This window comes from Ensifer sp. Root1252, assembly GCF_001425885.1.
GTDB classification, from domain to species: domain Bacteria; phylum Pseudomonadota; class Alphaproteobacteria; order Rhizobiales; family Rhizobiaceae; genus Ensifer; species Ensifer canadensis.
The window spans coordinates 409,933-422,586 of sequence record NZ_LMDT01000023.1 but is presented as its reverse complement, the minus strand read 5'-3'; the positions used below and the strand labels follow the sequence as shown (position 1 = coordinate 422,586).

Here is a 12,654-nt window from a genome sequence, read left to right as displayed (position 1 = left end):
ATGACGACGCGGCCCAGACGTATGATCGTCGGTATTTCGGGCGCTTCCGGCGTGGTCTACGGCAAGCGCATCCTCGAAGTGCTGCGCGACCTCGACATCGAAACGCACCTGATCATGTCGCGTGCGGCCTGCATCACGCTTGCGGCCGAGGCGGATTTTTCGAAGCAGGATCTCGAGGCGCTCGCCACGACCACCCATTCCAACAAGGATATCGGAGCCGTCTGTTCCTCCGGCTCCTACAAGACGCTCGGCATGATCGTCGCGCCCTGTTCGGTAAAGACGCTGGCAGAGATCGCGACCGGCACGACCGACAACCTGCTCTCGCGCGCCGCCGACGTGGTGCTGAAGGAGCGCCGCCGCCTCGTGCTGATGCTGCGCGAGACGCCGCTCCATCTCGGCCACATCCGTAACATGGCCCAGGTCACGGAGATGGGCGGTATCATCTATCCGCCGGTGCCGGCCTTCTACGCCAAGCCCCAAAGTCTCGGCGAGATGGTCGACCATACGGTTGGCCGCGTGCTCGACCTCTTCGACCTCGACCCTGGCATCGTACGGCGCTGGCAGGGAACGCAGGCAGGGGCCGAATAGCATGACCGCCCGCATTGCTCCCGACCTGGAACCGATCGCGCACGTCCCCCGCGCCGCCTTCCTGTCGGACGATGCGATCGACATCCTGCGCTTTGCCGCAAAGTCTCTTGAAGACGGCTACGTTGCCGCCCTGGTTACGCTCGTTCAAATCCACGGCGGTGCGGCCCGCGCTATCGGCGCGCAAATGGCGGTGCGGCAAGACGGCCTCTATTGCGGGTTTGTTTCCGGCGGCTGCACCGAGGCGGCGGTTGCGGCTGAGGCCGTGATCGCCCTGCAAAATGGCACGGACCGAAATCTCCGGTTCGGCGAAGGTTCGCCCTTCCTCGACATCGTGCTGCCCTGCGGCGGTGGCATCACGCTCGCGATCCACGTCATCCGCGATGCAGCCGTTCTGCGCCGGACACTTGCGGCCTTACAGCAGCGCACGCCCGTTCGCCTGCGCTACCATCCCCGCCAACGGACGCTCGTCTTCGAGCCGGGCGAGGGGGCGACCGGTTGGGAAGGGGATTGCTTCGTGCGCGCCTACCGCCCACGGCAGAGGCTTCTCGTCGCCGGTACGCCGATGGAAGCCGGCGCCGTGGCACGCGTCGCAGCCGCGTCCGGCTACGAGATCATTGCCGCCGAGTGGGGCCGGATGCCTCCGCAGGATCAAAATTTGGACGGGGATACCGCGGTCGCGCTCCTGTTCCACGATATCGACCGGGAATTGGCATTGCTCGAGCGTGCCTTGGCATCGCCGGTCTTCTACATCGGAGCACTCGGAAGCCGGCGCACCCATGCCAAGCGCTGCACGGTCCTACAGCAGCGCGGTTACGGTGAGGCCGACCTTGCCCGCATCAAGGCTCCAATCGGAATCTTCGACAAGGCAAGGGACGCGAATTCGCTTGCCCTTTCGGTCGTTGCAGATGTCGCGAAATCACGCGTTGCGTCCGAGTAGTCAGGGAAATGTCCGGTGCCCCTCCAGGATTGCAATGTACAAACCTACACCGGTGACGCCCCCGACGAAGCTCGCGGCACCAGCGTTGGTGGCGACACAACGCCTGGTTCGTGGTCGTGGTGGCCCAGACGGGCCAGGAGCAGATCGACCGCCGCCGCCGCCACCTGATCGAGATGAAGATTAACCGCCGTGAGGGGCGGGGTGGCCAACTTGGCACGCATGCCGTCATAACGGGTCGCAAGGCGGAGGTCCTGGGGAACCTTGCGTCCGACGGAGCGTGCCGCGTCCAGAACGCCGGTCGCAAAGGCGTCGACCGGCACGCATAGGGCAGAAATGGTGGGGTCCGCCCGCAGGAGAGCTTCGGCGGCCACGGCCGCGGCCTGTTCGCCCCCCCGTTCGTCAACGCGAACGGCAAGGGGTGAGAGGCCGGCTTTCGCCATGCGCTCCGCATAGATGGTTTCCATCTCGATATAGGAATTGCGTCTTTGCACGCCGGTTATCAGCCCGACGCGACCGCCGCCTGCGAGCAGGTGATCGAGCATTAGGTGGGCCGTTGCCCCACTCTGCAGATCCACGAAAGGAAGGTCGTCCCGGCCGGGTGCGCGTCCGATGGACACGACATCGACGCCGCGATCGAAGAAGAAATCCAGCACCGGATCATTGAGTTCCGGCTCGACGACGATGGCGCCATCCACTTCAAGCGCGTCCAGGCTGTCGCTCGGACCCAGCGGAGGGACAAGGCACAGCGCGATGCCGCGCGAAAAGGCTGCGACGGCTGCGGCTGCGGCGATCTCCATCAGGAAACCCAGGCGCGAGGGACCAGCAGCAACCGCGAATGGCATCGATGAGACGAGCGCGATCGATCCGGCCCTTCCGGTTCGCAAGCGTTGCGCACGGTGATTGGGCCTGTAGCCAATTTCGTGTGCGAGTGCCTCGATGCGCTTGCGTGTTTCCGGCTCAACATAGCGGCGCCCGCTAAACGCGTGCGACACGGTGGTGACTGACACGCCCGCCGCCTTGGCTAGGTCGGCGATAGTAGGTTTTCCCATGATGCCTCCAGTTTGCCCGTCTTAGCATGTCGCCGGCACTCTGCAAAACGATTTGCATTCGACGAATTCCATGGTACGAGTCGCGTCATGCAAAACGATTTGCATGACGGTTTGAGGAGGCCGGGAGGAGGAAATGATGCAAAATGAAATGAATGGAGTGGTCGATCCGGCCGATGAAAGGCTGCCATTGCGCAGCCTGGTCTTGTTTGGCGTTCAGCACGTCCTGGTGATGGCGGCGTCTCCTATCACCGCCGTTTTTCTGGTGAGCAAGGCTCTTGGCTTTTCCGAGGCCGTGACGGTCTCGCTCATCAGCGCAACCTTTTTTGTCTGCGGCCTCGGTTCGATGCTCCAGAGCTTTGGCCCGAAGGGTTTTGGCGCGCGCTTGCCCTTTGTCATGGTACCGGGCGGCGCGCCGATCGCCATCTTCCTGGTGATTGCACAGCAGACCGATGTCCAGACGGCGGTGGGCGCTGTCATTGTGACGGCCATCTTCTATTTTCTCGCGCTGCCCGTCTTTCGCCGGCTTCTGCGCTACTTTCCGCCAATCGTCGTTGGAACGATGCTGCTCTTGGTCTCCGTCAACCTCGTGCGCATCTATGGCGTGACGATCACCGGCAAGCCCGGAACTGAAGGCTTCGCGGCGCCGATCGAGGTTAGTCTGGCCCTGATCACCATCATTCTGACGGTCGTCGCTGCGCGCGTCTTTCGCGGTACGCTCCAGCGGCTTGCCGTCATGCTCGGTCTGGTAGGCGGTTCACTCGTCGCTCTCACCCTCGGCCATATGGATTTGTCCGGCGTCCTCGTCGGCCCGGTCGTCGCCGTTCCGCAGCTGTTTCCGTTCGGCATGCCGAAGTTCGATCTTATCGCCGCCGTGCCTCTCATCGTCTTCTCGATCATTTCGATGGCGGAGGCGACCGGTCAGACCATCGCCACCGCCGAGATCGTCGGGCGGAGGGGAGATGTGCATGCGATCGTTCCGGCAACCATTCGCGGCGATGCGTTGATGTCTCTCGTCGGCGGCCTGTTCGGCACGTCCTTGATCATCACCAGCGGCGAGAATGTCGGCATCGTGCGCGCCACCAATGTCAAGTCGCGCTACGTAACCGCCATGGCGGGCGCAATTCTCGTCCTGATCGCTCTCGTCGCGCCGGTCGGACGCATGGCCACGGCGTTGCCTGGTGCTGTCGTCGGCGGCACGGCGGTCATCGTCTTCTCGATTATCGGCGTCATCGGGATCGACCTTTTGCGTCGTGTCGATCTGCGCGAACACGGTCCGATGTTCACCCTGGCCTCAGCCCTGTCGATCGGCCTTCTGCCGATTCTGGTGCCGGGCGTCTACAGCCAGTTTCCGCAATGGACGCAGATGGTCCTCGGCAACGGGCTTGCCGCCGGCACCATCACGGCCGTAGTCGTCAACGCCTTCTTTTCCCACTATGGCGCCGGCACTGCGGCATCGGCGCCATCACTGCAATCCACTGCCCAGGGAGCAAACGAGTGACCGCAATCCGCCAAAAACTGTCGACAACCGATGACCTGCTTCTGCGTCCAGGTTACATCCTGCTGCCGGAAGGGCCACGGGCCGGTATGGCCGTCGTCATACGCGCCGGCAAATTTCACAGGGTCGACACGGCGCAGGCGATAACCAGGGACTATCAGGAGCTCGCGCCGACGGACCTGCCGGATCATTTGCTGATGCCCGGCTTCGTAGATACCCATACGCACCTGACCCAGTCACTTGGCAAAGCCCTGGTATTCGGGGAGCCGTCCGAGATCTTTCGGCGGATCTGGGTGCCGCTGGAAGGCAGTCTGGACGAGCGGATGGTCTATCTCTCCGCCAAGCTCGCCGCACTGGAGTGTCTGCGCGGCGGCTTCACCACCGCCGTCGATGCCGGCACCCGTTCGCAGGGCCATGTCGGCGCGCTCGCGCGCGCCGCGCGCGAAGTCGGGCTTCGCAGCGTCGTCGGCTTTATCTGCAACGATCTTGGCGGCGCCGCGCACATCCCTGAACCAGACGTCATCCTGCAACAGGCCGAAGAGCACCTGTCGACCTTTGGCAGCGATCCGCTGATCCATCCCTCTCTGGCGATATCCATTCCGGAAGCCGCCAGCGATGCGATGTTGAAGGCGGTTTCCGACATGGCGGCGGCGGCCGGGGTCGTGTTCCAAACCCATGTCAACGAACATCTCGTTGCCGTGGAACGTTCGCTGGTGGCGAGCGGCCGTCGGCCAATCGAACACCTGGACCACCTGGGGGCCCTCGGCCCTCAGGTTCTGCTGGCGCATTCAACGCTCGTCACGCCCCATGAACTCAACCTTTTGCGGAAAACCGATACCGCCGTCGCCTACAATCCGGTGGCAAGTCTGTGGAAGGGCAACGCGGTGGCGCCAGCGCTGCATATGGCAGCCCTCGGCATCCGCTTCGGGCTGGGCACCGACGGTACCCGCGCCGACGGGTTTCGGCTCATGGATGCGGCCGAAGGCTTGCAGCGCGCGGGCATTGGCCTTGCTACGGGAGATTCGTCCTGCGGTGGCGGCTCACTCTGGCTGGATCGTGCGACATCCGGCGCTGCGAACGTGGCGGGCCTATCGGCGGTAACCGGTTCGATTGCCGAAGGCCTTGCCGCCGACTTCCTGCTCGTCGATCTCGACCGCCCGGAGTTTACCCCCTCGCACGATCTCATGTGGGAGCTTGTCCGTTACGGCAATCGCGACCAGATCGATGCCGTCTTCACCGGCGGGCGCCTCAGGCTTTGGCAAGGCTGGCCCATCGACTGGGATGCGCGGGCATTGTTGGCGGAGATAAGGGGCGCGGCCGCTGCTGTTATCGCGGCGGCGCCGATCCAGAGAATTCACCCGCTTTCCGAAGCGCATCGCGGTCTTGGGCACTATCAATGAGCATGAGCCTTATCGCCATTCTGGCCATCGTGACGTTCGTCTCCGCGTTCATCCAGGGCGCACTCGGGATCGGCTTTGCCCTGATTGTCGCGCCGGTCGTCGGGATGTTGAAGCCTGAACTGCTTCCAGTGACACTGCTCCTGTTGATGCTGCCGCTCAATCTGCATGTCGCGCTACGCGAGCGCGCGCACGTCGACTGGTCGGGCGCGACCTGGATCACCGTTGGCCGGTTTGCTGGAACGTTCGCCGGTCTCTGGTTGCTGGCCGCGCTTTCACTCGACCAGTTGGACCTTGCGGTCGGTATTTTCACGGTGATTGCCGCCGCCGCCGCACTTGTTGCCCCACCGTTTACGCCGAACAAACCGAGCGCCCTCGGTGTCGGCCTGTTCACGGGCGTCACCGAAACCGCCACTGGCATCGGTGGCCCACCTCTCGCCTTGCTCTACCAACATGCCAAGGCACCGGTCTTGCGCGCAACGGTCGCCTTTTGCTTTCTCGTCGGGGAGGTGATGTCGCTGGTCGTGCTGGCTATCTCCGGACGACTGGGTTTTGAGCAGCTGCTTGCGGCACTCTATCTGACACCCGCGGTACTGCTTGGAAGCGCTGTCTCCAGATTGGCGCATCATCGTATCGGCGGACGTGGTCTTCGCGTTGCCGTTTTGAGTTTTGCCATCGTCAGCGGAGTGTTCCTCATTGTGCGCTGAGGCAAGGAGCACATGCGCATGGGGGCCGGAAGGCGCTCGCTGGGTCTTGCAGCATGCTCTTCATTGGCTACGGGCCGCCCGGGAAAGGTTAGGGTATTGGCTGTTTCGGCGGAGAGTTCCGTACTTTTCGGTGGCTTTGTGCGGATTGAATACAAGATTATAGGAGAAATGCATTCAATCTGGTTGGAGTTGCACGCCAGGCTACGTTGCGAGGAGGATGCTTGGCGTGGCGCCGGTCATCCTCGTCGTCTTCCTGCTCTTGCGGCTCAGTCTGGGTGATCCGGCGATCCTGACGTGTCGGAGCGCAGCGCTCAGGGATACGAGGTCGTCACCCGTCTCACCCTGTTTCGTCTAGAGCGCTTCCGATTTAGACGGAACCGCACAAACGCTCTATCTCTTTGTTTTTACGCATTTCCTGACGGAAAACCGCTTCGCACTTTTCCTGGAAATGCTCTAGGCAAGGCCCTCCGCCGCAGCGTAGGCGGACAGCACCTCCTTGATGTTTCGGTCGCCATCCGTGGGAAGGAGTGCGCGTGTCGTAACCGACTCGAGGTGATGCCCCATAAGGGTGGTCGCCTCGTCGGTCTTGCCAGCAATCAAGTTGTCCAGAAGGTCCCGGTGTTCCGATACGGCGCATTCCGAAGAATGCGGTCGGCCATAGAGCGCGAGGATCAGGGAACTTCGGGCGACCAGTTCGTTCACGTAACGAATTAGGCTCGTGTTGTTCGTCATCTGCGCAAGGAGGGTATGGAACTCGCCCGCCAGCCGGATCGACGGGGCCCGCTCCTTCTTAGCGGCTTCCTCGAGCGAAATATGCGTGGAAAGCACGTCGATTTGCTCGCTGGTCAATTTGCCCGAAAGTGTTTCCACCACGAGCCGTTCCAGCGCCATCCGAGTAAGGAACAGATTGCGCCCTTCTTCGAGCGTCGGCCGTGAAACCATCGCCCCCTTGTTCGGGCGTAACTCGACCAATCCCTCCTGGCTAAGGCGAACCAGCGCCTCGCGGACCAGGGTTCGGCTGACACCAAGCCGTTCGCCGATAGAATCTTCCGGCAGTTTTGATCCTGGCGAAAGCGCCTGGTCGAGGATTGCGCGTTTCAGGACACGATGAACGGCCTGAGCGCGGCCACCGCCTACATCGCTCTCTTTCTTTGCCATTCTGATTTCTCCAAATCCTGGTGATTGTCACCTCGAATTGCATACAAAATGGCGGCATGTCCAGTGCCTTGGTATCTCGAGAGGCAAGCTGTTTCGACACCCGTCCTGTGCGAGGTCCGAGGCATCAACGTCGACCGAACGTGACGAGGCCAAAGTGCCACCGCCGATCCAGAGCAAATCATTTTCGCTCAGATCGGTGATTGCATCGCTTGCGCATAGCGTGATGGGTTGAAGCGCATGTAAAGGAAGAACACGCTGGCGACGCAGAGAAGATGCATCACCCAGCCAGGGGCGAAGCTGCCGCTGACGTCGTGCAGGAATGCGGTGGCGAAGGGGCCGAGGGACGCGATCAGGAAACCGCCACCCTGCATCAACGCCACCAGCACGCCCGCCTCCTCCGGCCGCGGCAGGTGATCGAGGGCGGTGACGATCGCCAACGAGAAGCTGCTGCCGAGGCCGGCGCCGCACAAGGCTGCCCAGACGGCGGGCGCTGCCTGCGGCATGAAAGCGAGACCGGCAAAGCCGACTGCCTGCATCGCCAGCGTCATGCGGAGGAACGCTCGCCGGTCGATGCTGCGGCGGGCAAGAACCGGCAGGGCGAGGGCCGCCGCTGCCTGACAGATTGCCATCAATGCCACGAGATTGCCGCTGTCGCCGCTGCTCCAGCCAAGAGATTGGTAATAGGAGGCCAGCCAGGCGACGGCGGAGGAGTAACCGGCGTTGACCAACCCGAAGGCGACGATAAGCGTCCATGTACGAGGCCGGCGGAGCAATCTGCCGGTGAGCGCTTTGTCTGGACGGTCGCTGCGCGAGTCCGACAGGATGAAACATGCGGCGCAGAGAGCGACAAGTGCGGGCGCCGCGAGCCAGGCCAGCGCTGGGCGCCAGCCGTAACCGTGATTGACGAGAAGTGGCGTCAGCCGCGCGCCTAAGGCCCCGCCACCCATCAGGAACGCGGAATAGAGTCCAGTGACAACCGGGATGCTTTGGGGAAATTCCGCCTTGATGATGCCGGGAAAGGCCGCCTGGATGAAGGCGGCGCCGGCGCCACAAAGGGCGGCGGTTGTCACCAACGCTGCGCCGCCGGGCGCGACGAGCCGCAGCAGGGAGCCGGCGCCTAGCACAAGCAGGGCGATGAGAATACCGCGGCGCGTGCCGATCCTGGCCTGCAGCGAGGGCGACACGAAGGCGCCGACGCCCATCAGCATCATCGGCAGCAGCGTCAGCAAGGCCAGACTGCCATATCCCATTCCGGTTTCGGCGACGATCTCGGACAGCACGGGCCCCGGTGCGGTGAGAAACGGCCGCAAATTGACAGCAACCAGCAAGACGAGGATGAGCAGCATCCATTGCCGGCCCGTCGCGGGCTGGGTTGATTTCGACATGATCGGGTGTTTCCTTTACGTCTTCTTTTTATTGCGGTGACCCGAAAAGGCATGCGCGCGGTGGTGCACCAATTCGTTCGTGACGTGCAATAACTTCGGCACAGCAGCAAAGCCACGCCGTGCACGGGATTCATTCAATCAAATCCGTATCTCGGCTGTGACGCGGAAGACGCGCGGCGTTTCCAGCGTATCGCGCAAACCTGACCAGTCGATCATGAGATCGGCTTCAAGCTGGGCGGCATCGAGAACGGCGTGCCGGCAAGGGGAGATTCTCATCCGTTTTGCCATCCACGGCCAGGCCGAGGCGAGTTCGCGCCCAGGATGCGCTCAAGTGACGGGGCAAGGCGAAGAAGCTCACGGGTATATTCGTGTTGCGGCGCGGTGAAGAGCGTTTCGGTATCGGCAAGCTCGACTATCTGCCCTGACTTCATGACGGCCACGCGGTCGCACATCTGACGGATCACCGCGAGGTCGTGGCTGATGAACAGCATGGAGAGGCCGGCGAGGTCGCGCAGATCTTTCAGGAGGTTGAGGAGCTGCGCCTGCACCGAGACGTCGAGCGCGGAGGTCGGCTCGTCGCAGATGAGCAGCGAAGGGCGCGGCCCGAGAGCGCGCGCAATGGCGATCCGCTGGCGCTGACCGCCGGAGAAAGCGTGCGAGAAGCGCGACCCGGCGTCGGCTGGAAGGCCGACAGCTTCGAGCAGCGTCGTGGCGTCCTGCCGGGCTTCCTGCGCATTGGAGGCGAGCTTGTAGAACAGGATGGGCTCCGCAATCGCGGAGTTGATACGCAGGCGCGGGTTGAGTGCCGAATAGGGGTCCTGGAACACCATCTGCAGGGACTGGCGCACCGATTTTTCACGTCGGGCGCCGAGCGCCGTTCCCTGAAAATCGATGGTGCCCGAACTCTGGGTGACGAGGCCGGCTATGGAGTTGGCGACGGTGGTCTTGCCGCAGCCGGATTCGCCGACGAGGCCGAAAATCTCGCCGCGCCGGACGTCGAACGAGACGCCCTTGACCGCCTTGAATACCGACGCCTTGCGGCCGGGGATCAACGAGCGGCTGCCATACTCCACCGCAAGGTCGCGCACGGAAAGTACCACGTCGTCGCGGCTGCCCGCTTCGCTCTTTGCACTCTTGCGGCGCACGGTGGCGCGGGCGTCGAGCGACACCTGCGTTTCCTCACTCGGTACCGGTAGACGCTCAAGGCGTGTTTCGATCGGCGGCACGGCGGCGATCAGCGTGCGGGCATAGGGCGCCTTCGGCGCGGTCAGCACCTCGCGCGTCGACCCACTCTCTACCACCGCGCCGTTCTGCATGATGGTGACGCGGTCGGCGATCTCGGCGACGACACCCATATTGTGCGTGACGAGCAGAATGCCGACGCCGCGCTCGTCCGCAAGATTGCGGATGAGCTTGAGGATCTGGGCCTGCACCGAGACGTCGAGCGCGGTCGTCGGCTCGTCGGCGACGATAAGCTGCGGATTGCAGGCGAGTGCGGTGGCGATGACCACGCGCTGGCGCTGTCCGCCGGAAAGCTGGTGCGGATAGCTGCTGAGCCGGCGTTCGGGCTCCGGAATACCGACGGCCTTCATCAGTTCCAGCGCGCGGGCCTTCGCCTCCTTGGACGTAAGCTTCAGATGGGTGAGCATGCCTTCGCAGAGCTGGCTTTCCACCGTGAAGAGCGGGTTGAGGCTCGTCATCGGATCCTGGAAGATCGCGCCGACATCGCGTCCGGGCACAATGCCTTCGGTGCGGCCGGTGCGTAGGTCGATCTGCTTGCCGGCGATGACGATGGAGCCGGATGCGATTCTGCCAGGGGCCTGCAGGAGACCCATCAGCGCATTGCCGACAGTGGTCTTGCCGGCGCCGGATTCACCGACGAGGGCGTGGATTTCCCCGGGGCGGATCATGAGATCGGTGTTCTTGACGGCCTTAAGCGTGTTGCCGTTGGCCAGCGGATACTCGACGCAGAGATTGCGAATGTCGAGGACGGGGAGCGTGGTTTCGGTCATCTCAGCGAACCATCAGTTTCGGGTTGAAGTGGTCGCGCAAATAGTCGCCGATCACGTTGACGGCCAGCACAAGGACGACCAGTACAGTCGCCGGCATCACCGCAATCCACCAGAGGCCGGAGAACAGGAACTGATTGCCGATGCGGATCAACGTACCGAGCGAGGGATAGGTCGGCGGCATGCCGGCGCCGAGGAAGGAGAGCGTCGCCTCCGTCAGGATCGCGCCCGCAAGGTTGATGGTGGCGATGACCATCACCGAACTCATGATGTTTGGTAGAATGTGGCGGCCCATGATGCGGCCGGATGGCAGGCCGATGACCTTGGCGGCGCGCACGTAGTCGCGCGCGACTTCCACCATGGTCGAGGCGCGCACGGTTCGGGCATATTGCACCCATTCGTTGACGGCAATGGAGAAGATCAACACCAGCGGCGCCCAGGCAAGCATCGTTTCGGCGCTGAGCTGCGCACGGGCGATGCCGCTGATGAGCAGCGCGACGAGGATGGTGGGGAAACTGACAAAGACATCGGCAATGCGCATAACGATGCCATCGATCACGCCGCCGAAGAAGCCGGCGACGAGACCGAGCACGACGCCGACCAGGGCCGCGAAGACCACCGCGCCGACGCCGATGACGACGGAGATCCTGAGCCCGAACAGGATGACCGAGACGAGGTCGCGGCCCTGGTTGTCGGTGCCGAGCAGGAAGCGGGGATCACCACCCTCCATGAACGCCGGGGGGATTTCCATGTCGATCAGCGAATAGGATGAGACGTCGCGAGGATCCATCGGCGCGATCAGCGGGGCGAAGATGACGAGGGTCAGCATGATGAAGAGCACCAGGCTGGCGATCATCACGGAAACCGGCGGAAGCCGGCGCATCAGGGATTGCGTAGCCATTATCGTGTCCTCAGGCGCGGATCGATGAAGGTGTAGAGAATGTCGACGATCATGTTGATCATGACGAACAGGAAGCCGACGAACAGAAGGTAGGCAGCCAACACCGGCACGTCGGGATAGCCGACGGCATTCGTGAAGAGCAGGCCCATGCCCGGCCACTGGAACACTGTCTCGGTGACGATGGCGAAGGCGATGAGCTGGCCGATCTGCAGGCCCGTAACGGTGACGACCGGCATCAGCGCGTTGCGTAGAGCGAGCCGCCCGTAGATATAGGTGCGCGGCAGGCCACGGGCGAAGGCGAAGCGGATATAGTCCGACGACAGCACGTCGATCATCTCCGAGCGCACCAGCCGCATGATCAGCGTGAGCTGGAACAGCGCCAGCGTGATCGACGGCAGGATCAGCGACTTCAGGCCCGAAAGGGTGAGGAAGCCGGTCTCCCAAAAACCGATATCGACGAGGTCTCCGCGTCCGGAGGACGGCAACCAGCGCAGGTTCACTGCGAAAACCAGGATCAGCAGCAGGCCGGTGACGAAGGTGGGCATCGAAATGCCGACCAGTGTCGCAGACTGGGTCAGCCGGGAGAGAAGGGAACGCGGTTTTAGCGCGCAGAGCACTCCGAGCGGAATGCCGAGCGACAGGGCCAGCACGGTGGCGACGACAACCAGTTCCAGCGTGGCCGGAAGACGGCTGAGCAACAGGCTGGTCACAGGCTGCTGGTAGCGGTAGCTCGTGCCGAGATCGCCGGTCAGCACATGGCCGACGAAATCGACGAACTGCACCACGACCGGCCTGTCGAGGCCGAGAGCGACACGGACCGCGTCCTTTTCTGCCTGGGTTGCGCCTTCGCGCACCATCGAGGCGACGGGATCGCCGACGAAGCGGAACATGACGAAGGCAATGGCAGTCACTGCGACCATCACGAGGATGGCCTGAAGCAACCTGACTGAAAAGAGTCTGATCATCGGATAGTCCTTGAGGGAGCGATCTTGCCCGAAGGGGCGAAAACCGGGCTGTTGCGCTCCCGC

Annotated in this window: 12 protein-coding genes and 1 pseudogene; 6 read left to right on the top strand and 7 right to left on the bottom strand. The window is 63.1% G+C overall.

The annotated features are described in order from the left end of the window. Both ASD02_RS23120 and ASD02_RS23115 read left to right on the top strand, forming a co-directional pair. Complete coding sequence (locus ASD02_RS23120; RefSeq protein ID WP_057207107.1) at nucleotides 1–588, top strand: UbiX family flavin prenyltransferase; 588 nt, start codon at nucleotides 1–3, stop codon at nucleotides 586–588. A 1-nt stretch (nucleotide 589) separates the two neighbouring features. Further along, nucleotides 590–1,525, top strand: a complete 936-nt coding sequence (locus ASD02_RS23115; RefSeq protein ID WP_057221092.1) for an XdhC family protein — start codon at nucleotides 590–592, stop codon at nucleotides 1,523–1,525. Nucleotides 1,526–1,569: 44 nt separating this feature from the next. Here ASD02_RS23115 and ASD02_RS23110 read toward each other — a convergent pair whose 3' ends face one another. After that, nucleotides 1,570–2,574 (bottom strand): LacI family DNA-binding transcriptional regulator, encoded by a 1,005-nt coding sequence (locus tag ASD02_RS23110; protein WP_082555602.1) that lies wholly within the window; start codon nucleotides 2,572–2,574, stop codon nucleotides 1,570–1,572. Nucleotides 2,575–2,707: 133 nt separating this feature from the next. On the opposite strand from ASD02_RS23110, the gene ASD02_RS23105 reads away from it, so the two are divergent. From ASD02_RS23105 to ASD02_RS39915, 4 genes and pseudogenes are all read left to right on the top strand, one after another. After that, nucleotides 2,708–4,072: a uracil-xanthine permease family protein gene (locus ASD02_RS23105; protein ID WP_057221090.1), complete on the top strand. Its 1,365-nt coding sequence runs from the start codon at nucleotides 2,708–2,710 to the stop codon at nucleotides 4,070–4,072. Continuing rightward, nucleotides 4,069–5,469: an amidohydrolase gene (locus tag ASD02_RS23100; RefSeq protein WP_057221089.1), complete on the top strand. Its 1,401-nt coding sequence runs from the start codon at nucleotides 4,069–4,071 to the stop codon at nucleotides 5,467–5,469. Before ASD02_RS23105 ends, ASD02_RS23100 begins: the two co-directional genes overlap by 4 nt. Continuing rightward, nucleotides 5,466–6,173 carry a sulfite exporter TauE/SafE family protein gene (locus tag ASD02_RS23095; protein WP_057216871.1) on the top strand — a complete coding sequence of 236 codons (708 nt, stop codon included), beginning with the start codon at nucleotides 5,466–5,468 and terminating at the stop codon, nucleotides 6,171–6,173. The genes ASD02_RS23100 and ASD02_RS23095 overlap by 4 nt, the downstream gene beginning before the upstream one ends. A 271-nt stretch (nucleotides 6,174–6,444) precedes the next feature. Further along, nucleotides 6,445–6,630 (top strand): annotated as a pseudogene (locus ASD02_RS39915) (hypothetical protein). Here the strand turns inward: ASD02_RS39915 and ASD02_RS23090 are convergent. From ASD02_RS23090 to ASD02_RS23070, 6 genes are all read right to left on the bottom strand, one after another. Beyond that, nucleotides 6,627–7,331, bottom strand: coding sequence for a GntR family transcriptional regulator (locus ASD02_RS23090; protein WP_025430353.1), 705 nt, complete (start codon nucleotides 7,329–7,331; stop codon nucleotides 6,627–6,629). The pseudogene ASD02_RS39915 and the gene ASD02_RS23090 overlap by 4 nt on opposite strands. Before the next feature lie 188 nt (nucleotides 7,332–7,519). Then, nucleotides 7,520–8,716, bottom strand: a complete 1,197-nt coding sequence (locus tag ASD02_RS23085) for a cyanate transporter (RefSeq protein ID WP_057221088.1) — start codon at nucleotides 8,714–8,716, stop codon at nucleotides 7,520–7,522. Between the two features lie 138 nt (nucleotides 8,717–8,854). Next, nucleotides 8,855–8,992 (bottom strand): hypothetical protein, encoded by a 138-nt coding sequence (locus ASD02_RS38470; RefSeq protein ID WP_156408056.1) that lies wholly within the window; start codon nucleotides 8,990–8,992, stop codon nucleotides 8,855–8,857. Continuing rightward, on the bottom strand, nucleotides 8,989–10,728 hold the full coding sequence (locus ASD02_RS23080) for an ABC transporter ATP-binding protein (protein ID WP_057221087.1): 1,740 nt from the start codon (nucleotides 10,726–10,728) through the stop codon (nucleotides 8,989–8,991). Before ASD02_RS23080 ends, ASD02_RS38470 begins: the two co-directional genes overlap by 4 nt. 1 nt (nucleotide 10,729) lies before the next feature. After that, nucleotides 10,730–11,626 carry an ABC transporter permease gene (locus ASD02_RS23075; RefSeq protein ID WP_057221086.1) on the bottom strand — a complete coding sequence of 299 codons (897 nt, stop codon included), beginning with the start codon at nucleotides 11,624–11,626 and terminating at the stop codon, nucleotides 10,730–10,732. Further along, the gene (locus ASD02_RS23070; protein ID WP_057221085.1) at nucleotides 11,626–12,591 is read right to left on the bottom strand and encodes an ABC transporter permease; all 966 of its coding nucleotides are present in this window, start codon (nucleotides 12,589–12,591) and stop codon (nucleotides 11,626–11,628) included. Before ASD02_RS23070 ends, ASD02_RS23075 begins: the two co-directional genes overlap by 1 nt. Nucleotides 12,592–12,654: the final 63 nt, after the last annotated feature.

Excerpts from the sequence above, each read along its gene's own strand:
- ASD02_RS23120 (WP_057207107.1), top strand. The coding sequence starts at position 1 with ATGACGACGCGGCCCAGACGTATGATCGTCGGTATTTCGGGCGCTTCC.
- ASD02_RS23115 (WP_057221092.1), top strand. The coding sequence starts at position 590 with ATGACCGCCCGCATTGCTCCCGACCTGGAACCGATCGCGCACGTCCCC.
- ASD02_RS23110 (WP_082555602.1), bottom strand. The coding sequence starts at position 2,574 with ATGGGAAAACCTACTATCGCCGACCTAGCCAAGGCGGCGGGCGTGTCA.
- ASD02_RS23105 (WP_057221090.1), top strand. The coding sequence starts at position 2,708 with ATGATGCAAAATGAAATGAATGGAGTGGTCGATCCGGCCGATGAAAGG.
- ASD02_RS23095 (WP_057216871.1), top strand. The coding sequence starts at position 5,466 with ATGAGCATGAGCCTTATCGCCATTCTGGCCATCGTGACGTTCGTCTCC.
- ASD02_RS23090 (WP_025430353.1), bottom strand. The coding sequence starts at position 7,331 with ATGGCAAAGAAAGAGAGCGATGTAGGCGGTGGCCGCGCTCAGGCCGTT.
- ASD02_RS23085 (WP_057221088.1), bottom strand. The coding sequence starts at position 8,716 with ATGTCGAAATCAACCCAGCCCGCGACGGGCCGGCAATGGATGCTGCTC.
- ASD02_RS38470 (WP_156408056.1), bottom strand. The coding sequence starts at position 8,992 with ATGAGAATCTCCCCTTGCCGGCACGCCGTTCTCGATGCCGCCCAGCTT.
- ASD02_RS23080 (WP_057221087.1), bottom strand. The coding sequence starts at position 10,728 with ATGACCGAAACCACGCTCCCCGTCCTCGACATTCGCAATCTCTGCGTC.
- ASD02_RS23075 (WP_057221086.1), bottom strand. The coding sequence starts at position 11,626 with ATGGCTACGCAATCCCTGATGCGCCGGCTTCCGCCGGTTTCCGTGATG.
- ASD02_RS23070 (WP_057221085.1), bottom strand. The coding sequence starts at position 12,591 with ATGATCAGACTCTTTTCAGTCAGGTTGCTTCAGGCCATCCTCGTGATG.